Genomic DNA, 24,604 nt, shown 5'->3' on the forward strand with positions numbered 1-24,604 from the left:
GTTTTTACTTATAATATAGCTTTGATTTTCAGTATATTAAGTATAAATGACTATGAAGTTGTGCTAAATATTTATATATTTGATTTATTTTTTAAAAAATATCAATCATGAAAGATTACTCATTACTTAAAATAAATCTAACTGGCGGAATAGTATCGCCAGGCACTTTACAAAGTATTCTTTTAGCAGCTAAAACTGCTGGGGTTAGGGAAGTGAGCTTCGGAGCAAGACAACAATTACTGATGTATGTCAAGTCTGAAATCGTTCGTGGAAGTGGTATAGTAGAATTAAAGAAAAAATTGGACGAAACTAATATTGCGTTTGAGGAGGATTCAGATAAAAAACCTAATATTATTTCTTCGTATTGTGCAGAAGAAGTATTCCCCACGGGTCAGTGGATATCAGAAGGAATTTATAAAGATATTTTTGATGGATTTGATTACGAACCACAGCTAAAAATCAATATTTCTGATTCTCAGCAGTCGTTCACGCCCTTCTTTACAGGTAATTTAAATTTCATCGCCTCTCCTATTCAAAATTTCTGGTATTTATATGTGCGTTTTAAGCAATCCAACAAAGTTTTTTGTTTTCCGATATTGATTTATACCTTAGAAATCCCTAAAGTTTGTCAGCGAATAGAAGAGGTAATCTTAGAAGCAGGCGAAATGGAAGAAAACGAAGTGTATGAAAAAGTAATTGCCAAAGGAGAAATCATTTCGCAAGTAATTCGGGAAGAATTAGTTTTGCCTAAGTTCTCCCTACCCTATTATGAGGGCTTCAATCGCTATGGCGAAAAAACATGGTTGGGCATTTATCGTAGAAATGAAACCTTCCCGCTTGATTTTCTCATAGAAATTTGTGATTTATGCCTTGAAACAAAAGTTGGGCAGATTTGTACAACGCCTTGGAAATCATTAATCATTAAAGCCATTGAGAACAAACACCGTAACCTTTGGGATAAATTACTGGGTAAATATGGTATCAACGTTCGGCATGCAGCGAATGAGCTAAACTGGCAAGTAGAAGATTTGTCACCCGAAGGACTAGCCTTGAAAAAAGCCATCATTCGTGAATTTGATGATGAAGATGTACGTACTTTTGGGTTGAGTTTCGCCATTCAAACACGCTCTAAATCAGAAGTGTTTGGGTCGGTAGTCATCAAAAAGAGAAAGATTTTTGCAGGACTTTCTAGCGTATTTGATATTTATCATACCGTAGATTTTAATCCTAATACGCGTGCCTTAACGTTGTTTGAAAAGGGAGTAAACAAAGCACACGTTCCCGAAATGTTACAACGCTTATCGAAGCGTTTTTATGCAGTCCATAAAATAGATACTCCTGTTGTGAAAAAGGCTACAGTCAATAAAGAAGCAGAAGTCGAGATATTTCAATGTAAAACCTGTTTTACAATATATGATAGTCGTTTTGGCGATTCAGTAAATGGTATTGTAGCAGGAATAAAATTTGCAGACTTACCAAATAATTATTGTTGTCCAATGTGCGAAAGCGAAAAGAGCGAGTTTGAGGCGGTGAAAGCGGATAAATTATTGGTATAAGCTATATTAAAACGCCCTTATTATCACTAGGGAGGGATAATAAGGGCGTTAATTTCTATTTTTACTATTAGGAGGTGACTTAAGTCCTATCAATTACCCACATCTTTTAAAAAGTTAAAATGAAGAGGTGATTATTGATAAAATTGGTTTGAATAGGTTGAAATCGTCCTTCAAACCGAGCTTTGGTCGTCTCTTGTCATAGCCTGACTACGTGAATTTCTTATCACTAGCGAGGGACTTAAGTCCCTCGCTAGTGATAAGAACATGATTATCAAGTACTTATGGATATATGGGTAATCATTAGGACTTAAGTCACCTCCTAATAGAAAGCCTTTTAATGTCTCAATTTACAAACTAACATGATATTTCTTCTCAAAATAAGGCTTTAAGAATTTCTTATCAAGAAACTTTAAAAGTAGTATCGAATTGATGGTTAATAAAGTATTAATAAACACTTTATTTCTGATAATTGACAACGTAGGATTCAAATCCACTTGCACTGTTGATAAGTTACTCACAGAGAACACAACAAGTAAAGATGCTATCAAGATAACACCTGCACCAATTAAAAAGTAAAAAGGTAGTCTACTTGGCTTTCTTTCCAATACTTGTACTTGCGATAATTCCCATTGGTCAATCAACTTATCCGTAAAATTAACGGCAGTTTTTTCCATAGGCATTGCTTCTAGCAAAGCATGGGTATCGGCATATTCCTGAAAAAGCGAGCGATATGTCTCGTCGTTTATCAGTAAAGCTTGATGGCGAATAATTGTTTCCTCAGAAGCCAAGCCATCAAGAATATCAAAAATCTCTTCCTCTTTCATATTATTGTTCGTTTGAAAATCTTTCAAACTTAGATTAATGTTCTTACTTCATTTCCTAAAATCCTTTTCATTTCTTCTCCTAATCGCTTGCGGGCCCTACAAAGTTTTACTTTCACTGTTTCTGCTGAAATTCCGACGATTTGGGCTATTTCTTCCAAAGATTGTTCCTTCAGATAAAAGAGCGTTATCATCGTAACATCGTCGGGTGAAAGCTTGTTCAAGGCCTGCTGAATGTACTTTTTCTGCTCATTAGTTTTTAATTCATTGCTAGTGTCAGCGGTAGCCTCTTGAGCAGCCTCAGATAGTGTAATGTCGTCAGCTACGATATTCTTCTTCCTTTTCAACATCAATGCTGCATTAAATACAATTCTGTAAAACCAAGTAGTAAACTTCGCTTCTTGATTAAAACTAGGTAATGCATGAAAAGCCTGAATGAAAGCATCTTGGGCAACCTCTTCCGCATCCTCACGTGTACCTACAATTTTGTAGGCAACCGTAAAGGCATAGTCTTTATGACGATTGGCGAGCTCTCTATAGCCCGACTTGTCACCTGACAAAATGCGCTGAATGATTGAATTATCTGTTTCTTTGATTTTCACATGAATAGGATGCTACATTCGCTAAAAAGGTTACACTAAGATAACTTTTTTTTATTTTTTAAAATACCTGTAACCTAAATCTATTTTATCACATCATATCGGCAAAATTTAAAAATTCACGAAAAACAAAAAACTTTTTTATACAATGGAAAATTTAGATAGCCTAGTACCCATCGTTGGCATTATGGTGCCAATTGTAGCAATCATCGGTACCTTTACAATGATTGTGTTCTTGCGTAAGTATGATAACGACGAAAAAATGGCCATGATAGCCAAAGGAATTGCTCCACCTGAAAGAAGCTCTAAAAGCTTTAACGTAAATCCAAGCCATTCTTTGCGTTGGGGATTTGTGTTAATTGGTTTTGGGGTTGGTCTATTAATGGGAAGCCTTTTAGAAAGCCTTATAAACATTGATGGCGACACCGCTCATTTTTCAATGATTTTCGTTTTTGGAGGGTTGGGCTTGTTAGCATCATACTTCTATCAAATGAGTCTTGATAAGAAAAATATCAATAATAAAGACTAAAATATCCTAGTCGTGCGCTAATAAAGCCTCAGTAAATCGTATTGCTGAGGCTTTGTTCTTTTACAGCAATAATTTTAACATTTCATTAACAAGTATTAACATTTCATTGAGACAAAGCCTCAGAATTTTGTTGTTATTTTGAATCAACAAATCAGCAACAATCCTTTAAAAATTGCTGATAGCCTGAAATACTAACAGAATTTTTAACCTCTAGCGATACGAAGCCTCCAACCTACGGGAACGGAGGCTTTTTTATTGTTCGTTCAAAAACCGTAAATTGTGACATTCATTTTCAACTCAATTATTCACAATGGTAATTTTTAAAGACCTTCTCTCATTAAAAGATAGTATTGGTACAACAATCGGTACAACCTCTTTCACAACTGTTACACAGGCAATGATTAATGATTTTGCCAAAGCTACCCACGATTTTCAGTGGATTCATGTGGACGAAGCGATGGCTAAGAAATATTCTCCTTTTCAACAAACAGTAGCTCATGGGTTCTTAACATTATCATTAGCGCCCAAATTTATGGCCGAGCTTTTCAAGGTTGAATCGGTGAAAATGGGATTGAATTATGGGGCCAACAAAATAAGGTTTACTACAGCTGTGCCAGCGGGAAGCAAAGTGAGCATGAAAGCGAGTGTATTGGAAGCAGAAGAAATACAGCCAAAGGGATTGAAAGTAACGATGAACTGTATTTTTGAGATAGAAGGACAAGAAAAGCCTGCTTGTGTAGCAGAATTGATTTCAGTTTTTTATGAATAACGTTAGTTTGGGATTCCAATAATGAGCGTCTTATGAGGTAATAAATTAGGAAAAAGTTTTTTTTGAAGAAAGCTTAAACCTTCAAGATACACATAAGGTTAATATTATAATTCCAATTTTATGAGAAAAACAAGGCAATTCCTTGTGATTCTCTATATTATTGAGTAATAAAAATCGCTGATTTTCACTAACTTTGTTAAGTAATTAAGCAAAATGAATAAAATGTATTTGACCACTTGATAAGATGAGACTAAAAGTTTGTGGAATGCGTAACGCTGAAAATATCAAAGAGTTACTTGAACTTGGTCCCGACTATATGGGATTTATTTTTTTCGAAAAATCAAGCCGCTTTGTCGGAGAGGAACTAGATGAAGAGTTATTGAAATCATTTCCACATACTGTAAAGAAAGTAGGTGTTTTTGTTAATGCAACCCAAGCGTATATTTTAGATAAAGTAAAGAGGTATGCCTTAGACTATGTTCAATTGCATGGAGAGGAAATGCCAGATTTTTGTAGAAACCTCAAATTCAAAGGTGTTAATATCATTAAAGCCTTTTCAATCGATAGTCAATTCAACTTTGGGAAACTCCTGAATTATAAGCCTTATTGTGATTATTTTTTGTTTGATACCAAAGGGGATTTAAAAGGAGGAAACGGCACCACGTTTGATTGGGCGGTGCTCCGCCGATATGATAACGACAAACCATTTTTTTTAGCCGGAGGGATAGACCTAGACAACGCCTCTAAAGCCATGGAATTAACAGGCTTAAAAATTCATTCTTTAGATGTAAATAGTAAATTTGAACTAGCGCCTGGCTTGAAAGACATCCCCAAAATCAATGAATTAATAAAGATATTAAAACCAACAGAAGCAATCTTAACATCGATATGATAGCACCAGAAACATTTAATGTAAATGATAAAGGATATTACGGACAATTTGGCGGAGCATTTATTCCTGAAATGCTATATCCTAATGTTGAAGAATTAAGAGTATCCTACCTCAGCATTATGGCTGAGCCTTCGTTTAAACAAGAATTTGAAGCACTTTTGAAAGACTATGTGGGGCGTCCTACTCCTTTGTTTTTAGCAAAACGTCTTTCTGAAAAATACAATACTACGGTTTATTTAAAAAGAGAAGACCTTTGCCATACGGGTGCACACAAAGTAAACAATACGATTGGTCAGATATTAATGGCAAAACGTTTGGGCAAACACAAAATTGTAGCAGAAACAGGTGCTGGTCAGCATGGTGTAGCCACCGCTACAGTGTGTGCTTTAATGGGCTTAGAATGTATTGTTTACATGGGTGAAATAGACATTCAACGCCAAGCACCGAATGTAGCACGTATGAAAATGTTAGGAGCCAAAGTGGTATCAGCAACCAGTGGTTCAAAAACGCTTAAAGATGCAACAAACGAAGCGATGCGTCACTGGATTAACAATCCTGTTGATACCCATTATATCATTGGGTCGGTAGTGGGGCCACATCCTTACCCTGATATGGTAGCACGCTTTCAGTCGGTTATTTCACAAGAGATAAAAGTACAGTTGAAAGAGAAAACAGGTAAGACCAATCCAGACTATGTAATTGCTTGTGTTGGCGGAGGTTCTAATGCGGCGGGTGCTTTTTATCATTTCTTGCACGACGAAGAAACAAAATTGATTGCAGCAGAAGCAGCAGGACATGGCGTTAATTCTGGATTGTCGGCAGCTACTACCTTTTTAGGCAAGCCCGGGGTATTACATGGTAGTAGAAGTATTCTGATGCAAACTGAAGATGGACAGGTAGTTGAGCCTCATTCTATTTCAGCAGGACTAGATTACCCAGGTATTGGGCCAATGCACGCTCATTTATTTGAAAGTAAGAGAGCTACTTTTTTTGATGTAACAGACCAAGAAGCGATTGATGCTGCGATGGAGCTTTCATTATTAGAAGGAATTATTCCAGCGTTGGAATCTGCTCATGCTTTAGCGGTATTATCAAAATTAGGTGCAAAGCCAGACGAAGTAGTAGTAATTAACCTTTCTGGTCGTGGAGATAAAGATTTAGAGACTTATCAAAAGCATATAAAGTAATTTTGAGGTTATTTCCTTGGAAGACTAAAGGACTTTGGACTGTATGACTTTAGGAAATTTATTTGACTTTTACATTAGAATATTTGAGCGGTAACCCTTGCGGTTACCGCTTTTTGTTTGGAGGACTAAAGGATTTTGGACTATATCACTTTTGCTCCAAACCACGGTTTAAACCCAAAGGTTAACCATTATTATTCTTTATTGCTCAAACTTCAACCATTCCCCTTTCGCACGCATTACTTGCTCTATCACATCTCTAACAGCACCTTTGCCTCCTTTTTGTGAAGAAATATATTTTGCAATAGCTAGAATTTCATCACAGGCATCGGCAGGACAAGTTGAAAGCACTGCTGGGCGAATCATTACTTCATAATCGGGCAAATCGTCGCCCATATACAAGATATTTTCTTCCGAAATACCAGACGTTGCCAACCAATCTTTGTAAATCTGGATTTTGCTTTTTCCTCCAGAACCCATAAATACATCATGAATTTTTAAGTTCTGTAATCTTTTGCGTACGCCTTCATGTTTACCACCTGTGATGACACAAAGGCGATAGCCAGCTTGCACGGCACGTTCTATCGCATAGCCATCTCTGATATGAAAAGTACGATAATGTTCTCCTGTATCTAAAACGTGTACCGAGCCGTCTGTCATTACACCATCAATGTCAAATACGAAAGTATTGATTTGCTTAAAAGCGTCTAAAGTCATTTGTTTTTTTGATGAGAAATCCCTTCTGATAAAGCACGATAAATATGTTGATAATCGGGCAATTGTTTCAAGAAAAGTAAATGTTGATTAATTATTTTTTGATCATCCCTAACGGCAGGACCTGTCTGAACATTGAATATGTTTTTAGAATCTAGTGCCTTTCTAACGGTTTCATGAATAAGCGGTTTCAATAAATCAAATTCAAGGTCATTCTCTTCCATCAATTCCTGCGCTATGCCTAATAAGTGATTGGTGAAATTACAAGCAAATACCGCCGCCACATGAAGCACTTTTCTTTCTTCTGAATTAACAGCATAAGTGATGTCTGAAAGCTCTTGCCCAAGAGTTATCAACAAGTTTTCCACACTCTCATTATCTGACTCAATACAGATGGGAATTGTACTAAAATTCACGTGGAACACTTTAGAAAAGGTCTGAACGGGGTAAAATACGCCTGTTTTGATAGGAATATCGCTATATACCCGAAGCATTTCATCCATCTCATGAAGCGACTTACTCCCAGAAGTGTGGATAAGTATGGCATCAAGTGGAAGGGTTAAATGCTTGATTACTTCAGAGATGGCATCGTCTGAAACACAAAGAAAAAATATTTGTGCAGCTGAATCCCTGAAATCAAGAGAATGATGGGCAGACGCATTGTAAAGCAATTTAGTAAGTGCTTCAGCATGTTTGGGGTTGCGACTATATACTTCCTCTACACTATGACCAATGTTTTCTAGTGCTTGAGATAGATGCCAAGCTACGTTTCCAGAACCGATAAATGAGATTTTCAAAATATTCAGAAATAAGATTAAAGTTATTTTGGCGGTTTTACTACTGTTACTAAATAATTATTCACAATATTAATCAAGGAAATCCTAAAAAAACTCAATCTTATAAGTTTATCTTTTCAATTTTATCAAAAATAGCAATCACTATTCCTATTTTAATGAAGAAAATAATGTGGCGTTGTAATTTTTAAAGCTTTTATACAACTGATTAAGAGCAGTATATCATTTACATTGGTAGTATATTAACAGCTATAACTTAATAATTCTTTACTTATAGTATTTATTAAGAGATTAGAATAGATAAAATTTTAGCTATAAAGGTTTTATTTTAGCGATAGAATGGTAAAATAACAATAAAATATTATGATATCATCTGTTTGAAAGCCTGCTATGGATTTACTGTTTATATGGCATTGGAATGTTAGAAATTAAAAACATTGTCCATTTTAATGCATTTTTTAAGATGTGAGTCAGGCTATAGGGGTAATGTTAATATCAATAAAATGACCTCCACCTTTTGGAAGTATTCCTAAGGTGGAGGTCTATTTTACTTAAAGTATTTATTATTCAGTTGTATTAAAAAGCGTATCTAAGTGTTACACCGTACGTGCGTGGGTCACCTAACACAGCTGCATATTGACCAGCATTACCAGCCGCAGGTAATAATTGTTCGAAATAGTCTGTATTTGTTAAATTACGAGACCAAATGATTACAGAGATACCGTTTGATGCACGGAAACCAACGCGAGCATTCAATAAGGTATAACCATCGATATTCAAATATTTTGATGGCGAGGCACTTGAAGAGAATGAAGAACGATAATAAGCATCAAGCGCAAGGAAATATTTACCTTTTAAGTCTAAGAATTTACCATTTCCAGTAATTTCACCACCTAATGAGCCAGCCCATTTTGAAATACCCGGTAAATCACCACCAGAAATATCTTTGAAGGCAGATGCTGCTCCTGTTTCTTCCAATGGTATTGGCGCATTTTTGAATGAAACATACTTTCCGTCAGTATAAGAAACTGCACCAGTGAAAGATAAATGTTCGCTTACTCTAATACTTCCGTCTACTTCCACACCTTTTACTCTTACTTTCTCTGCATTCGCTAGATAACCTCTATTTACACCAACTTCAGCCGTTTGAACTTGTGTTTGATAATCTTTAATGTCAGTATTGTAAATAGTAACGTTTAAAGAAGTCTGAGGAGTTGGTCTTGTTTTTATCCCTACTTCATAGTGTGTTACATATTCTGGATTTACTCTTGCCAATTCAATTAATGTTACACCATTAGCCGTTGGTAAACCTCCTAAGTTAACTCCTACTGGCTTATAACTGTTCGCATAAGTAGCAAATGCATTTAATGTTTTTGAAGGTTTATAAGCTAAAGTAACTTGTCCTGAAACGTTATTTTCATTTACACTAAAGTTGAAAGCCTGATTGGTATAAAGCCCATTTTTTAAGGCTAATAATGCAGGGTCAGTCGTTTGTAAGCCTCCGTAAACCTCACGCTTGTAATCAACATCTTTTTTGTCGTAGTTGAAACGAAGACCAGGTAATAAGTGTAATTTATCTGTAATAGACCAGTCAGCTTGAGCAAATACAGCAGCACCTAACGTATGAAGACGTGATGTTGTTTTTGTACCAAAACCATCAAATAATCCTGGGGTTTTCCATAAAGCAGAAGTAGAACTTTGTGCAAATCTCCATTGTGCCGAACCTGATTCTTCTGTTTGAACTGGGTCAGATGTTAATACTTGGTCTATCAAGAATACACCCAAAACCCCACTTAATTTTTCAGAAAACTGTCCTGCATAACGTACCTCTTGTGTCCATTGGTCATGTCTTGAGTTACCTTGAGATTTTGTTAGCACTGGTAAACCGATAAAGTCTCTATCGTTTGTTGGATCCCAAATCCAGTAACGCCATGCTGTGGTTGAAGTAAGTGTTCCTTTTCCAATTTTAGCATCAACGTTAATCGAAGCACCTCCGAAATCGTTATTAACTCTTAAAGGGGCATCAGCATCAGTGATTCTATCGAATGGATTGGTAGTAGGCAATTTATAATTCAAATCAGCAATAATAGCATTGAATTGACGATAAGCAGCACGCTGCGTAGTAACTACACCAGCCACAACCGTTGCATTTCCATCTGGTCTTTGACGGGCGTTATCCCCAGCAAAAGTAATATTTACATTTTCAGATGGTGTATAAAGTAACTGAGCTCTAAAACCTAAGTTATTTAAGGAATTTGTAGGTTTTAAAGTTGTAGTATTGAAGATTGTTCCATCTCTTTGCGTACCCGAGAATGAAACTCTAGCTGCTAATTTCTTACTAATAGGGCCTGTAATAGAGGCTTTTGTCTGAATGAAATTATAATTTCCATAACTAGTTTCAAAAGTTGCTCCTGTGGTAAAGCTCGGGGCTCTTGTTGTGATGTTAAATGCACCCGCAGTAGTGTTTTTACCAAACAGCGTTCCTTGTGGTCCACGTAATACCTCAATACGGTCAACATCAACAAAGTCAATTGCAGTTGCAGCAGGTCTTGCATAATACACACCGTCAACATAGAAACCAACACCTGGGTCAATACCATCATTTGTAAGACCGAATGACGAACCTAATCCACGGATATTAAGCGTTGTATTTCTACCATTTGATGAATAAAGTTGTACCGAAGGAATCAATTCTTTCAAACGGTTAGGGTTAAATGCTCCTGCATCTTCAGCTTTTGCACCATTAATTACTGAAATAGGAATGGGAATATCTTGGATAGACTCTTGACGACGTCTTGAAGTCACTACAACGTCAGTAAGTTCATTGGTGTTTTCGTCAAGTCTGATTTCGATTTTATCTCCACTTACGATTACTTCTTTTTTCTGATATCCCACAAATGATACAACCACAGTAAAAGGAAGTTTTTGACCAGTAACAAGTGCAAACTCTCCATTTGCATCAGTCGCTGCACCATTGGTAGTTCCTTTAATTGATACTGTAGCACCTATTAAAATTTCATTAGTGCGTGAATCAACAACTCTACCTGATATAGTAGCATTGATAGTAGGTGCGTTTTGGGCAAATAAAAATTTGGGAATAAGAATTACTCCAATTAATAAAGCTAGCTTGAAAAAATGTTTCATTGTAATTGTTTTTTATATAATATTTTTTGTAAAATCTTTAAGAATCTTCATCTAAAACAGATGGTATGTGGTATAATTATTAATAGATTTAACAACAACAACAGCTTTCTAAAAGCATATTTTGTGTTGTTTTAAAGAGCATATTCGAACTTACATTTGTCGAAGATTGCTTTGTTAAGAGGCATTTTGTTTTCATAAATGGGAGGTTTTATATGATTTGGCTTCAAATTTAATATATAGAAATAATATATCCTATCGATTTAGTAGATAATTGAAAAATTATATATAATTCCACGTCTCAATGATGCTCAATGTGCTTAAAATGTTGATTATTTAGCACTTTAGAGCATAATAATGCCCTTATAGTAATATCCCATTCCTATAAAGGCTTTTGTATATTATAAGAAAAATGTAATTTCCTAAAAAGCGTGATAGCCTCCTATAAAAAGAATTTTGTCTTTTTAGCCTTAGCTATGCCTCTATGCTATCACCTATTTTAATATTGCCTTCTTCAATCACTTTGCAAGTAATACCACCGTGACCAAGCATGGCATTATAGCCACCTTCGCCAAGTATATTCTCCATCCTACTGCAAGGATGACATAGTCCAGTCATTTCCAAAATAGCCTCTCCAATTTTGAATCTCTTTTCTTTTAAAGCCAATAGATTAATGCCTTTTACAACAATATTTCGGCGGACTAAAGCAGGATCAATCTCGGATTTTCCTAAAAAAGAGGCTATCGCCTGCAAATGTTCAGCTTGAATCAACGTTACTTGTCTTTTGCTATCCGCATTACCTTTATAGCGGTCGCCATCAAGCCCCGTTCCGATACGAGCCATCGTTTGTTCCACACCTATTACAGGCTGACGAGAGGCTGGACGCACGCCGATATAAACAACCTCGCCCGCTTGGGCAAAGTTGTTCATCAAAGCTTTTAAGGGAGATTCATCTGATAAAAGAGCCATTTTATTGGAAGATTTCTTGGTAAATTTCTGGTTTAAAGCCTATCGCAACGATATTATCTGCTTCAATAATAGGTCGTTTAATGATAGAAGTATGCTTTAACATCAATTCGGTAGCTGTTTGGGCATCAGTTGCCTTTTCTTCGTCACTTAATTTTTTCCAAGTAGTGCCTGCGCGATTAATTAATACATCCCAAGGTTTTTGTGTAAGCCATTCCTCCACTTTCTCTTTAGTAAGCCCGTCTTTTTTATAATTATGAAACTCGAAAGGAATATCATTTTCTTTTAGCCAAGTCATGGCTTTTTTCATTGTATCACAGTTGGCGATACCGTAAATTTTGTACATGGATTTTAATGGTGATTTAGTGAATTGTGAGTGAGTGATTTTCTTAACGATAATATCACATAACACACAAATAACTTTAATAGAACCCCAAAAAACATTAATTGTTTCTTGAAGAAATATCAAAGTTAATTTAGTAACCTTATTTCCTATAATCCAAAGGTGGTTTTCTATCCCCTGCCAATGATTTATATTCAAATATTTTACTGCCACGTCTTTTATATAACTCTTCTTTTGACTCTTCTATGAGCTTGGTGTCTTTAAATAGATTTTGGGCAGTAAGGGCAATCGTTTCTGCGGCATTAATCATTCCTTTGTGACCAATACTCATGCCATTACAAGCCACAGCCTGCCAACTATGTGCAGGTACACCCGTTACCCATGTAGCAGTTGATAAACCCGCAGTAGGCGTTACCCAACTAACATCGCCCACATCTGTTGAAGCAGGGAAAGATAAACCGGAGGTGTAAGGTCTAACTTCTTGAGCCTCCTTTAGTGGTGCAAGGCTTTGTGAATTAACGGTTAAACGTATCTTTTCAGCAAAGTCTGTTTCTTCAGGAGTGTATTTTACACCACCTACCTTTTCTAAGCTTTTTTGCATCTCTTTCGCTAACACATCATTAGGCAATAAATTGTATAAGCCTGCTAATACCTCAAAAGTCATCTTGGTTTCTGTACCCAAAGCGGCTGCTTCAGCAGTTTTCATCACCCTCTTCCATACTTCTTCTAGTCCTTGAGCTGATGGATTTCTAACTGTATATTCTACCATAGCATAATCTGGGACAATATTTGACGTAAGTCCACCATTTTTGATGACATAATGAATCCTTGTTTCTGGTGAAATATGTTCACGCATCATGTTTACCATATAGTTCATGGCTTCTACAGCATCTAGAGCCGAACGTCCTTTTTCGGGACTAGCCGAAGCGTGTGCCGCTAAACCAGAAAAACTAAAATTGGCTACCCTGTAAGCCAAAGACGAATTTGGACTTGCATTATTATTATCACCAGGGTGCCAATGCAATACAGCATCAATATCTTTAAATACACCTTCTTTTACCAAATAAGTTTTTCCTCCGCCAGCACCTTCTTCGGCAGGTGTACCTATCAAACGAATAGTCCCTTTGATTTTGGCTTTTTCCATCCAGTTTTTTGTCGCAATTGCCGCTGCAACGGAACCAACCCCAAAAAGATTATGTCCACAACCATGTCCATAAGCATTTACATATTTTGCTTTTCTAAAAGGAACAGCCTCTTGAGACAAACCTGGCAAAGCATCCATTTCTGCCAAAATACCTATCGTCGGATACCCCGAACCATAAGTAGCTACAAAAGCTGTTTTCATTTCTCCAACACCTCTTTTTACTTGAAAGCCTGCATTGGTTAATTCAGTGATTAATAATTCTGAAGTTTTATCTTCTAAATAACCCGGTTCGGCTAATTGCCAAATTTTATCAGAAATTGCCGTGTATTGTTTATACTTCTGATTGAGTTCATCAGTGATTTCTTGCTGAGCAGAGCTTAAACGAAAAAGCAACAAACAAATAATTAAAAGAGGTAAGGATTTTTTCATGATTTAGTTTTGGTTGAGGGGGTGAATATATTTAAAAATTATGCCTTTTGGTATCAAAAACAATATTTACTATTAGGGTGCGACTTAAGTCGCATCCTAATAGTAAGGGGACATTTATTATCGTGTTAGATTAAATTTCCAAGAAAATACCCTTCTTCAACCTATTGCATTTAACTTTTATTCTTCTCAAATTAATCATTTTAACTTAAAGCTTACTACTTCTCAGCAATCATCTTCTTCAATCCCAGCATTTCATCACGCAATTTGGCTGCGATAACGAAATCTAGTTCCTTGGCGGCTTTTTCCATATCTGCTGTTACTTTCTTCAACTGCTTTTGTAATTCATCCTTACTCATGTACGCCATTACAGGGTCGGCGGCCATGGCTACTTCTTTAGATTCTTCATAATAATTGGTTTTCTTAGTAGATTTACCCATTACATCAGCAATAGAAGTTTGCTCCATGATTTTTTCTTTCGACTTCAAGATGGTTTTTGGTGTAATGCCATTTACAGCATTGTATTCCATCTGAATGGTTCTTCTACGATTGGTTTCATCAATCGCTTTTTCCATAGACCCCGTAATACGGTCGGCATACATCAACACTTTTCCTTGGTCATTTCTAGCCGCACGACCTATCGTTTGTATTAATGAGCGAATATCGCGTAAGAAACCCTCTTTATCAGCATCCATAATGGCTACTAAAGATACCTCGGGTAAGTCTAACCCCTCACGCAATAGGTTTACCCCTACTAACACATCAAACACACCCATTCTCAATTCTCTAAGAATCTCTACACGTTCTAACGTCTTGATTTCCGAGTGAATGTAGCGACATTTTACCCCTACTTTATCCAAATATTTAGATAACTCCTCTGCCATTCTTTTGGTCAATGTCGTTACTAAAACCCTTTGTTCACGCTCTATCCTGATATAAATTTCCTCTAGTAAATCATCAATTTGGTTTAAGCTTGGGCGTACTTCAATTTCTGGATCCAATAATCCTGTCGGACGAATAATTTGTTCTACAACTACCCCTTCCGAACGCCTTAATTCATAGTCGGCAGGCGTTGCTGATACAAACACAGTTTGTCCCGTGATATTCTCAAATTCTTGGAACGTAAGCGGACGGTTATCCATCGCCGAAGGCAAACGGAAACCATAATCTACCAAAGCCTCTTTTCTAGAACGGTCACCACCCCACATAGCCCTGATTTGTGGCATGGTAGCATGGCTTTCATCAACGACCAATAAGAAATCATCTGCAAAGAAATCTAAGAGACAGAAAGGTCTTTGCCCAGGTTTGCGTTGGTCGAAATAACGAGAATAATTTTCGATCCCAGAGCAATACCCTAATTCTCGCATCATTTCTAAATCAAATTCTGTTCTTTGTTTAATGCGTTCAGCTTCTTGCATTCGACTTTCACTTTCAAAAAACTTGATTTGTGATACCAAGTCATCTTGGATATAATTGATGGCATTCATCAAGACATCCCTCCCAGTTACAAAAAGATTGGCAGGGAAAATAGCAATCATTTTTTCGTCCGAAATCTTCTTGCCCGTTTGTGGATTGATGCGTTGAATAGCCTCTATTTCATCACCAAAGAAAATAATTCGATAGCCAAAATCAGCATAAGGCAAACAAATATCAACGGTATCGCCTTTTACCCTGAAAGTACCCCGTGTAAATTCTACCTCAGTGCGGGCGTACAGGATTTCTACCAAGCGATACAGAAACTGATTACGAGAGATGATTTCACCCACACCAAAACGAAGAATACTTTTGCGATACTCTTCTGGATTCCCCATACCATAAATACAAGAAACCGAAGCGATAACAATAACATCTCTACGACCTGACATTAAAGCAGAAGTAGTTGCCAAACGAAGTTTATCAATTTCCTCATTGATGGCAAGGTCTTTTTCAATATAAGTATTGGTAGAAGCAATAAAGGCTTCTGGCTGATAATAGTCGTAGTAAGAAACGAAATATTCAACCGCATTTTCTGGGAAAAACTGTTTGAATTCTCCATAAAGCTGTGCGGCTAACGTTTTGTTATGACTCAAAATCAAGGTAGGACGATTCAACTGTGTAATCATATTAGCCACAGTAAATGTCTTACCTGAGCCCGTCACACCGAGCAATGTTTGAGATTGTTCGCCATTTTGAACCCCTTCTACCAATTTCGCAATAGCTTGGGGTTGGTCACCAGTAGGTTTATATTCTGAAACAAGTTTGAAGTCCATATATTATTTAGGATAATACGATTTTAGATGAAGTTTTTAAGAGTAATGCCCTTTAAAAAGTATTTATAAAATTACAAAAAAGCACCTACAAAAGATAGCCATACAAAACAAACACATATAGTAATGTGATAGTTTATCAGTAAATTAACTTCATAAAATCAAAAACACTCAATTCATGAATAAATTAACGTTATGCTCTGTTATCAGTATTTTGATAATAGTGTCTGCTTGTTCCAAAGAAAGCACGGTAGCACAAGTACCCACCCCTGTTACCCCCGCACCAACAGCCCCAATTGTTTACGAGTTCGAAAGTACGCCAATTTGGGCAGATGAATTTGATAAAGATGGATTGCCCGACAGCAAAAAGTGGAATTATGACGTAGGTGGAAGCGGTTGGGGTAACAATGAACTAGAATATTATACCAAAGAAAACCTTAAAAATGCTAGGGTAGAAAATGGAAAGCTAGTCATTGAAGCTATCAAAGAAAACTTTAATGGCAATAGTTATACCTCTGCTCGATTAGTAACGAAAGGCAAGGGCGATTTTTTATACGGTCGTTTTGAAATCAAAGCCAAGCTACCGGCAGGAAGGGGTACTTGGCCTGCTATTTGGATGTTGGCAACCGAGCAAAGTTATAGTAATAAGTATTGGCCTGATAATGGTGAAATAGATATTATGGAACACGTTGGGTATGACCCTGGTAGAGTACACGCCTCAATACATACAAAATCTTTTAACCATGTAATTGGTACACAAGTAACAACCAATATGATGGTGGATGATTTCGATAAGGCTTTTCATGAGTATAGGCTAGATTGGACACCCAATAAAATAGAAATGTACATAGACGCTAAGCTATATTTTACTTTTGAGAATACTGGGAAGGGTTTTGCAGAATATCCATTCGATAAAAAATTCCATCTACTACTCAACCTAGCCGTTGGTGGAAATTGGGGAGGAGTAAAAGGGGTTGATGAAAGCGTTTTCCCACAACGCATGGAAGTAGATTATGTGCGTATTTATGCATTAAAGAAATAGAGTATTTTTAATAACATCTTGCTTTAGCAATTGTAAAAACTAAAACTTACTCAACCTTGATTATGAGAAAAATATTAATCGTTTGCTTATTTGCGCTGATTTCCAATAACATACTTGCCCAAAAAAAGTATGAAGCCAATTGGGAATCCATCGATTCCAGACCAGTTCCTGCTTGGTTTGAAGATGCTAAATTCGGTATTTTTATTCACTGGGGGCTTTTCTCTGTACCCGCTTGGGGACCTACTGCTAAAGATGGCGTAGGCATTTATGACCGTTATTCAGAATGGTATTGGAAAGGAATATCTGACCCCAATCGTAAAAGTTATGCAGCCTTCACAAAGTTTCATAACAATACCTACGGCAAAGATTTTCAGTACCAAGATTTTACCAAAGATTTTAAATGCGAACTTTTTGACCCTAACGAATGGGCAAAAGTATTTGAAGATGCAGGAGCCAAATATGTAGTGTTGACGTCGAAGCATCATGAAGGATATACCCTTTGGCCAAGTAAAGAATCATGGAATTGGAATTCAGTTGACTTGAATCCTCATAGAGATTTAGCAGGAGATTTGATGAAATCTGTGCGTAATAAAGGTTTACGCATGGGTTATTATTACTCATTGTACGAATGGTTCAATCCGCTTTATAAAGCGAATGTGAATAAATATGTTGACGACCACATGATACCACAAATGAAAGATTTGGTGACTCGCTATAAACCAGATGTATTGTGGACAGATGGCGAGTGGGACCATCCGTCTGAAACGTGGAAAAGTACAGAGTTCTTATCATGGCTATATAATGAATCGCCAGCCAAAAATGATATTGTAGTAAACGACCGTTGGGGCAAAGAAACAAGGGCCAAACACGGAGGGATTTACACAACAGAGTATGATTTAGTACATGACCAAAACGCTACAGGTATGGAAATAAATCATCCTTGGGAGGAATGCAGAGGAATAGGCTCATCTTTTGGTTTTAGTAGAAATGAAATGTTAGATGATTATTCTACGTCAGAGCAGTTAATTCATATTTTGGTAGATAAAGTAGCACGCGGAGGTAATTTGTTATTAAACATTGGCCCTGCTGCCGACGGTACAATTCCTGTAATTATGCAACAACGTTTGCGTGACATTGGTAAATGGCTGAAAGTAAACGGAGATGCTATTTATGGTACTAGAAAATGGACGAATAGCCCGAAGGTAGATAAAGACACAAAAGTGTATTTTACTGCCAAAGGAAAAGATTTGTATGTAATCACTACTAAGTGGCAAGATAGCCCCATCGTTGTAGCAGGCATTAAAACAGGCAAAGTGCAAATGTTAGGTTTTAAAGGGACTATAAAAACAAGTATTAAAGGAGATAAATTAACCATTACTCCTCCAGCACTTTCGCCAGCAACAAACCCTTCAGACTATGCGTGGGTGTATAAAATTGAAGGAGTATTATAAAAGTACATATATACGTTGATGACCAAAAATGAAAAAACACTTATAGCGATAGCATATTGTTTTACAAAGGTCTATATACGTTAATAATCAAAAACCCGTCGGTCAAAGACTGACGGGTTTGTTTGTTTCACTCTCAAAATTAAATTTTGACTCTTCGTCCTTCGCTGATTATAGGCGTTTGGCTTCTTCCCAATACACATCCATTTCAGCTAAGGTCATATCTTGTAAGGCTTTGCCTTGTTCTTTTGCTCTTAATTCTAAGTGTTGAAAACGCTTGATAAACTTTTTGTTAGTTCGCTCCAAAGCAGTTTCTACATTAATGTTAATAAACCTTGCGTAATTTACCAAAGAAAAAAGTAAATCTCCAAATTCAGCTTCAGCTTTGTCGATGTTAATTGCTTGATTGTCAATAACATTAAATTCGTTCTTGAATTCATCCATTTCCTCCTCTACCTTTTCCCACACTTGATGTTTTTCTTCCCAATCAAAACCAGCACCTCTTGCTTTTTCCTGAATCCTCATGGCTTTTACCAAAGATGGCAATGATTTTGGAACACCTTCTAGCACCGATTTATTCCCTTCTTTCAGTTTTAAAGCCTCCCAATTTTGCTTAACCTGTTCTTCGTTTTCAACCTTTACATCCCCATAAATATGCGGGTGACGATGGATTAATTTTTCACATAAACCATTCAATACGTCGGCAATATCAAAAGTATTAGTTTCTGAAGCAATTTTTGAATAAAACACCAAATGCAACATCACATCTCCGATTTCCTTCTTAATTTCCTTCATATCGCCTTCAATAATGGCATCTGAAAGTTCATAAGTTTCCTCAATCGTTAGATGTCTGAGAGATTCAATCGTCTGTTTTTTATCCCAAGGACATTGCTCTCTGAGTTCGTCCATGATAGTAAGGATACGGTCGAAAGCTATTAATTGATTTTGTCGTGTTGCTGATAAAGTGTCAAAATTCATGTGCTATATTTTTGAATACAAAAGTAAGGGATTGTGAGGATAGTTATGAGGTTAAATGATGTGAATGTAGATTAATAATTAGATGAAAGTGCAGCTTACCAAATAACTTCAAGTCCTTCTGATTGATATAAATGTACATTAGCATCAGCACTAATAAGAGGTATGCTCATTTGTATTGCTAGCCAAATTAACATTTTATCAAAAGGGTCTTTATGATATGTTGCTTTAAGGTGATGATACGTGCTGGTATTTTTAGCTTCTAGTGAAAGAATAGTAAAACCATGCTTTTCTGCCCAGTGTGGGAGTTCTTCAGGAATAATATTGTCAATTTTAAGTTTTCCGAGTGAGAACTTTAATGATATTTCCCAAAACGATAATGCACTTATTAGAATTTCATTATTTGTATCTGAAAGGATGTCAATTACTTGAGAGGGTAGTTTATTTCTATTACTAATTGCCCAGATAAAAGTATGTGTATCTAATAGGTATTTCATAGATTTAAAAATTCTTCTTCTGTAATTTTGCCGTCACCAATCCACTCAAAAGTAGCTTTTCCTTCGAGCAAACCTAATTGTCTTTTGGGTTGTTCTGAATGTAATTCAGGGACTATATAAGCTATTACTTTTTTGTTTTTACCAAAAGCAATCGCTATTTCTTCTCCATCTTGAACTTTTTTTAACACCTCAGAGAAATTATTCTTTATATCACTCACGGTTAAAGTTTTCATATCTTGATATTTTATCCATTAAATATACATTTTTATCATCACGATATCAAAAATAATCTATCCGATTAGCTTGATGATATAATCATCAGATGAAGGTAAGGTATATTTTTACTAATATTTAAATAATAAGGGAGAACAAAATTATTTTGTTCTCCCTTATTATTTCTACAACTTCCATCCCTCACGATATTCTCTTTTCACAAACTGATTAGCTTCGTCAAAATTGGTGATTCTCATTTCTTTACCATCCCAAAGAAGTTTCTTTCTGCCGTTATAATCAAATTCTTGTAGCCATTGCTTGTCTTTTTTAGGGGAACGGAAGAAGTAGCTTCTAATCGCCAAATTACCCATTAGTACAGCTTCTGACATTGGCCCTGAGTAATCAAAAGAAGAACTCAAAGGTCTATGCTTGCCATAACCATCTCTACAAGCCTGTAACCATTGTTGATAATGGCCGGCACCGTCTGCTCCCACTACTCTTTCTATCGTTATTGGTAGCTTTTCGCCTTTTGCTTTTAAGCTATCATTACCCCACAACGTAGGGTTTGAACCATAAACACCACACATCATTACGCCCTTAGTTCCCATTAATAATACACCGCCACTCCAGTCGCCAAGCTTCACATCAGCTGGAATTTCATCAGGACGCTCAGGCATTAATCCGCCATCATACCAAGTCATTTTTACATCAGATTTGCCTTTTCTTGGAAATTTCAAGTGAATCATCGAAGCCGCAGGATAACTCTCAGGAAAATAACCTTCTTTGAAAGGTTCTGTCCAAGCAGTATTCGCAATACTACATTCTACTTCTGAAGGATACCCCAAGCCTAATACTCTATAAGGTGGGTCCATCATGTGGCAAGCCATATCGCCCAAAGAACCAGTCCCGTAATTTACCCAACCACGCCAGTTGAATGGATGATACCCTGGCTGATAGTCTTCCCAAGGTGCTGGTCCTAGCCATAAATCCCAATCTACCTCTTTAGGTACTTCTACTTTAGCAGTTGGTTTCGCAATTCCTTGTGGCCACACAGGACGGTTTGTCCAAACGTGTACGCGTGATACTTCACCTATTAACCCTGCTTTATACCATTCCATCATTCTTCGCACACCATCTCCCGAAGACCCTTGGTTTCCCATCTGCGTTACTACTCTTTGCTGTACAGCAGCTTCAGTCATTTTACGAACTTCGTAAATATTATGTGCCAATGGCTTTTGTACATAAACGTGTTTGCCCAAACTCATTGCTGCCATTGCAGACACATAGTGCGTATGGTCTGGTGTAGAAACCGTTACAGCATCAATATTATCTTTTTCTTTCTCGAGCATGATGCGGAAATCCTTGTACTTTTTGGCAGCAGGAAATTTCTCGACCGATTGCTTCATTTGCCTGTCGTCGATATCACAAAGAGCCGCAATATTGTTCCTACCACTATCGTAAGCCCCTAGGATATCCGACCAACCCTTGCCTCCGCAACCGATAGCCGCAATATTGAGTTTATCTGAAGGAGCAATGAACCCTTTTCCTCCTAATACATGGCGAGGTACGATATAGAAACCTGCAGCAGCCAATGAGCTTTTCTTGAGAAAATCCCGTCTAGAATTATTTTCCATAGTTTAGACTCCTCCCCAAGGAGTATTATTAATATTGACTGATTCAAAGGGGGAAAAATGAATCAGTTTGATTTTAGTTTTTGCTGAATTATTGATAAACAATATAGGATATTATTTATCAATAATGAAAGATAACATACCTTAAATTAGCCTTTGTACTGTGATATGATGAACAGATTTTGTTATTTTGAAGAAAGGATTACAAATACTTCATTATACACATGAAAATCGAAACATTAGCAATACAGTCTACCCAAATGCATGATGCCAATGCAGGAGCTGTTATTTCGCCTATTTATTTATCAACTACTTTTGAGCGTGAAACTGACGGCTCTTATGCACATGGATACGTTTATTCACGAGCGGATAATCCCAATCGTCAACTATTAGAAAAAAGTATGGCATTGCTTGAAAACGGAGCCGTAGGCTTGGCTTTTGCTTCGGGTATGGCTGCCACTACGGCATTGTTTCAAAGCCTAAAATCAGGTGACCACATCATCACGCCAGACGATGCTTATTATGCTACGAATGTATTGATTACAGAGGTATTTGGACAATGGGGCTTATCATTGACTACCGTTGATATGACCGATTTATCAGCCGTAAAAGCGGCGATTCGACCTAATACAAAACTATTTTGGATAGAAACGCCCTCTAATCCACAATTAAAAATTACTGACATCGAAGCCATCAGTAAAATAGCGAAAGAAATTGGTGCATTGGTAGCAGTAGATAATACGTGGGCAACACCAGTTTTACAGCAACCTATCAATTTAGGTGCAGATATCGTGATGCATTCTACTACCAAGTATTTCGGTGGACATAGCGATGTATTAAGCGGTGCCTTAATCATTAAAGAAGAAGGGGAATTATCAAATAAACTACGAAATATTCAAAGATTAACAGGTGGTGTACCCTCTCCTTTTGAATCTTGGTTGGTAGCCAGAGGTATCAAAACGTTAGTATTAAGAGTAAAAGCTCAGACAGATAATGCAAAAAAACTAGCTGAATTTCTAAGTACACATCCACAGGTAGAAGTTGTTCATTATCCAGGATTAGCAAGCCATCCTCAACACGAAATTGCTAAAAAGCAAATGTTGAATGGTTTTGGTGCAATGTTGTCAGTACAAATAAAAGGGGATGCACAAAATGCTATGGCTGTAACGGGAAAGCTTAAACTATTCACTACCGCAACTAGCTTAGGAGGTGTAGAAAGTTTAATAGAACATCGTAAATCTGTAGAAGGAATTGATAGCCCTACACCAGAGAACCTCCTGAGGGTATCCGTTGGATTAGAAAGTATTGATGATTTAATAGAAGATTGGAAACAGGCATTAGCATAATAATAGAAAGGGAGCATCTTAGCTCCTTTTTTTGTGGTCTTTTAAGAACATCAATGAACAAGAAAAAAATAAAGTCGGGTAAATTGTTATGCAAGCATACTATTTTATATATTTGAATATTAATCTCAAAAATTTAAAACTTTATTTAACATGAGTGATTCAATCTTTCAAGGCTTTAATCTTCAGTTATCTGAAGAACACCTAGCTGTACAACAAGCTGCTCGTGATTTTGCTCAAACAGAGTTACTCCCCGGAGTAATTGAACGTGATGAAAAAGAATATTTTCCTGAAGAATTAGTGAAGAAAATGGGAGAGCTTGGCTTTCTGGGAATGATGGTTTCGCCTGAATATGGTGGAGGTGGTATGGATACTATTTCTTATGTATTAGCCATGGAAGAATTATCTAAAGTAGATGCTTCTGCTTCGGTAATGGTTTCTGTGAATAATTCTTTGGTTTGTTATGGGTTAGAGGCTTTCGGCACTGAAGCACAAAAGCAAAAATACCTTGTCCCTCTAGCAAAAGGGGAAATCATCGGGGCATTCGCTCTATCAGAGCCAGAAGCGGGTTCAGATGCTACTTCTCAACATACTATTGCAGAGGATATGGGGGATTATTACCTACTGAATGGTACTAAAAACTGGATTACCAATGGTGGTAGAGCTAGCGTATATCTCGTAATGGCACAAACGCATCCAGAATTAGGGCACAAAGGGATCAATTGTTTGATTGTCGAGCGAGGCATGGAAGGGTTCCAGATAGGTAAGAAAGAGAAAAAATTAGGTATTCGCGGGTCAGATACGCATTCTTTGATGTTTACTGACGTGAAAGTACCGAAAGAAAATAGAATTGGTGCCGACGGTTTTGGTTTTAAATTCGCCATGTCAACCTTAAATGGTGGTAGAATTGGCATTGCTGCTCAGGCTTTAGGCATTGCTTCTGGGGCTTATGAATTATCCATAAAATATGCAAAAGAGCGGAAATCATTTGGTAAAGCCATTGCTGAACACCAAGCTATCCAGTTTAAACTTGCTGATATGGCGACTAGTATTGAGGCCGCTCGTTTACTTTGTTTCAAGGCCGCTTTTGATAAAGACCAGCATCGAAGTTACGTAGAGTCGGCGGCAATGGCGAAACTATTTTGTTCGCAGGTGGCAATGGATACTACTATCGAGGCCGTACAAATACACGGAGGATATGGCTTTGTGAAAGAATATCACGTAGAAAGAATGATGCGGGATGCAAAAATAACACAGATTTATGAAGGCACTTCTGAAATCCAGAAGATGGTGATAGCCAGAGAAATTTTAAAATAAAAAAAGGAGGGCTA

The 24,604-nt window shown here is 36.9% G+C and carries 22 protein-coding genes; 9 read left to right on the top strand and 13 right to left on the bottom strand.

Annotated elements, in window-relative coordinates; all coding sequences use genetic code 11:
* Nucleotides 1-107 precede the first annotated feature (107 nt).
* Nucleotides 108-1,556, top strand: a complete 1,449-nt coding sequence (locus AC07XN_RS09620; RefSeq protein ID WP_494742882.1) for a rubredoxin — start codon at nucleotides 108-110, stop codon at nucleotides 1,554-1,556.
* Between the two features lie 347 nt (nucleotides 1,557-1,903).
* Here the strand turns inward: AC07XN_RS09620 and AC07XN_RS09625 are convergent, their stop codons facing one another.
* Both AC07XN_RS09625 and AC07XN_RS09630 read right to left on the bottom strand, forming a co-directional pair.
* Nucleotides 1,904-2,380: a hypothetical protein gene (locus tag AC07XN_RS09625; RefSeq protein WP_494742883.1), complete on the bottom strand. Its 477-nt coding sequence runs from the start codon at nucleotides 2,378-2,380 to the stop codon at nucleotides 1,904-1,906.
* Between the two features lie 29 nt (nucleotides 2,381-2,409).
* Complete coding sequence (locus AC07XN_RS09630) at nucleotides 2,410-2,979, bottom strand: RNA polymerase sigma factor (RefSeq protein WP_309923713.1); 570 nt, start codon at nucleotides 2,977-2,979, stop codon at nucleotides 2,410-2,412.
* Between the two features lie 145 nt (nucleotides 2,980-3,124).
* Here AC07XN_RS09630 and AC07XN_RS09635 point away from each other — a divergent pair, with 145 nt between their 5' ends.
* The 4 genes from AC07XN_RS09635 (at nucleotide 3,125) to trpB (ending at nucleotide 6,353) form a co-directional block, all read left to right on the top strand.
* Nucleotides 3,125-3,505, top strand: coding sequence for a DUF6249 domain-containing protein (locus tag AC07XN_RS09635; RefSeq protein ID WP_309923716.1), 381 nt, complete (start codon nucleotides 3,125-3,127; stop codon nucleotides 3,503-3,505).
* A 310-nt stretch (nucleotides 3,506-3,815) separates the two neighbouring features.
* Nucleotides 3,816-4,274, top strand: a complete 459-nt coding sequence (locus AC07XN_RS09640; RefSeq protein WP_494742884.1) for a MaoC family dehydratase — start codon at nucleotides 3,816-3,818, stop codon at nucleotides 4,272-4,274.
* Nucleotides 4,275-4,518: 244 nt separating this feature from the next.
* Nucleotides 4,519-5,166, top strand: coding sequence for a phosphoribosylanthranilate isomerase (locus AC07XN_RS09645; protein WP_309959291.1), 648 nt, complete (start codon nucleotides 4,519-4,521; stop codon nucleotides 5,164-5,166).
* Nucleotides 5,163-6,353: a tryptophan synthase subunit beta gene (gene trpB, locus AC07XN_RS09650; protein WP_309923722.1), complete on the top strand. Its 1,191-nt coding sequence runs from the start codon at nucleotides 5,163-5,165 to the stop codon at nucleotides 6,351-6,353. The genes AC07XN_RS09645 and trpB overlap by 4 nt, the downstream gene beginning before the upstream one ends.
* A 198-nt stretch (nucleotides 6,354-6,551) precedes the next feature.
* Here the strand turns inward: trpB and AC07XN_RS09655 are convergent, their stop codons facing one another.
* The 7 genes from AC07XN_RS09655 to uvrB form a co-directional block, all read right to left on the bottom strand.
* Complete coding sequence (locus AC07XN_RS09655) at nucleotides 6,552-7,067, bottom strand: KdsC family phosphatase (RefSeq protein ID WP_309923724.1); 516 nt, start codon at nucleotides 7,065-7,067, stop codon at nucleotides 6,552-6,554.
* Nucleotides 7,064-7,861, bottom strand: coding sequence for a Rossmann-like and DUF2520 domain-containing protein (locus tag AC07XN_RS09660; protein WP_309923726.1), 798 nt, complete (start codon nucleotides 7,859-7,861; stop codon nucleotides 7,064-7,066). The genes AC07XN_RS09655 and AC07XN_RS09660 overlap by 4 nt, the downstream gene beginning before the upstream one ends.
* Nucleotides 7,862-8,434: 573 nt before the next feature.
* A complete protein-coding gene (locus AC07XN_RS09665; protein ID WP_494742885.1) occupies nucleotides 8,435-11,002 on the bottom strand; it encodes a TonB-dependent receptor in 2,568 nt (855 codons plus the stop codon).
* Between the two features lie 471 nt (nucleotides 11,003-11,473).
* Nucleotides 11,474-11,968 carry an MOSC domain-containing protein gene (locus tag AC07XN_RS09670; RefSeq protein WP_494742886.1) on the bottom strand — a complete coding sequence of 165 codons (495 nt, stop codon included), beginning with the start codon at nucleotides 11,966-11,968 and terminating at the stop codon, nucleotides 11,474-11,476.
* Nucleotide 11,969: 1 nt separating this feature from the next.
* Nucleotides 11,970-12,311 (bottom strand): Spx/MgsR family RNA polymerase-binding regulatory protein, encoded by a 342-nt coding sequence (locus AC07XN_RS09675; protein WP_494742887.1) that lies wholly within the window; start codon nucleotides 12,309-12,311, stop codon nucleotides 11,970-11,972.
* 139 nt (nucleotides 12,312-12,450) lie between these two features.
* Nucleotides 12,451-13,881, bottom strand: a complete 1,431-nt coding sequence (locus tag AC07XN_RS09680) for an amidohydrolase (protein ID WP_494742888.1) — start codon at nucleotides 13,879-13,881, stop codon at nucleotides 12,451-12,453.
* Between the two features lie 215 nt (nucleotides 13,882-14,096).
* Nucleotides 14,097-16,127, bottom strand: a complete 2,031-nt coding sequence (gene uvrB, locus AC07XN_RS09685) for an excinuclease ABC subunit UvrB (protein ID WP_494742889.1) — start codon at nucleotides 16,125-16,127, stop codon at nucleotides 14,097-14,099.
* A gap of 175 nt (nucleotides 16,128-16,302) precedes the next feature.
* Here uvrB and AC07XN_RS09690 point away from each other — a divergent pair, with 175 nt between their 5' ends.
* Complete coding sequence (locus AC07XN_RS09690; protein ID WP_494742890.1) at nucleotides 16,303-17,166, top strand: glycoside hydrolase family 16 protein; 864 nt, start codon at nucleotides 16,303-16,305, stop codon at nucleotides 17,164-17,166.
* Between the two features lie 62 nt (nucleotides 17,167-17,228).
* Complete coding sequence (locus AC07XN_RS09695) at nucleotides 17,229-18,617, top strand: alpha-L-fucosidase (RefSeq protein ID WP_494742891.1); 1,389 nt, start codon at nucleotides 17,229-17,231, stop codon at nucleotides 18,615-18,617.
* A 168-nt stretch (nucleotides 18,618-18,785) separates the two neighbouring features.
* Here AC07XN_RS09695 and mazG read toward each other — a convergent pair whose 3' ends face one another.
* The 4 genes from mazG to AC07XN_RS09715 all read right to left on the bottom strand — a co-directional run bounded on the left by mazG (nucleotide 18,786) and on the right by AC07XN_RS09715 (nucleotide 21,933).
* Nucleotides 18,786-19,592, bottom strand: coding sequence for a nucleoside triphosphate pyrophosphohydrolase (gene mazG / locus AC07XN_RS09700; protein WP_492801102.1), 807 nt, complete (start codon nucleotides 19,590-19,592; stop codon nucleotides 18,786-18,788).
* Between the two features lie 95 nt (nucleotides 19,593-19,687).
* On the bottom strand, nucleotides 19,688-20,086 hold the full coding sequence (locus tag AC07XN_RS09705) for a type II toxin-antitoxin system VapC family toxin (protein WP_494742892.1): 399 nt from the start codon (nucleotides 20,084-20,086) through the stop codon (nucleotides 19,688-19,690).
* Nucleotides 20,083-20,319 carry a type II toxin-antitoxin system Phd/YefM family antitoxin gene (locus tag AC07XN_RS09710; RefSeq protein WP_494742893.1) on the bottom strand — a complete coding sequence of 79 codons (237 nt, stop codon included), beginning with the start codon at nucleotides 20,317-20,319 and terminating at the stop codon, nucleotides 20,083-20,085. The genes AC07XN_RS09705 and AC07XN_RS09710 overlap by 4 nt, the downstream gene beginning before the upstream one ends.
* A gap of 165 nt (nucleotides 20,320-20,484) precedes the next feature.
* Nucleotides 20,485-21,933 (bottom strand): Gfo/Idh/MocA family protein, encoded by a 1,449-nt coding sequence (locus AC07XN_RS09715; RefSeq protein ID WP_494742894.1) that lies wholly within the window; start codon nucleotides 21,931-21,933, stop codon nucleotides 20,485-20,487.
* Nucleotides 21,934-22,154: 221 nt separating this feature from the next.
* Between AC07XN_RS09715 and AC07XN_RS09720 the strand changes: the two genes are divergently transcribed.
* Both AC07XN_RS09720 and AC07XN_RS09725 read left to right on the top strand, forming a co-directional pair.
* The gene (locus AC07XN_RS09720; RefSeq protein WP_494742895.1) at nucleotides 22,155-23,276 is read left to right on the top strand and encodes a trans-sulfuration enzyme family protein; all 1,122 of its coding nucleotides are present in this window, start codon (nucleotides 22,155-22,157) and stop codon (nucleotides 23,274-23,276) included.
* Nucleotides 23,277-23,426: 150 nt separating this feature from the next.
* Nucleotides 23,427-24,590 (top strand): acyl-CoA dehydrogenase, encoded by a 1,164-nt coding sequence (locus AC07XN_RS09725; RefSeq protein WP_309923754.1) that lies wholly within the window; start codon nucleotides 23,427-23,429, stop codon nucleotides 24,588-24,590.
* The last annotated feature ends 14 nt before the right edge of the window (nucleotides 24,591-24,604 follow it).

The organism is Arcicella sp. GW458-12-2-14-TSB2 (genome assembly GCF_059423785.1).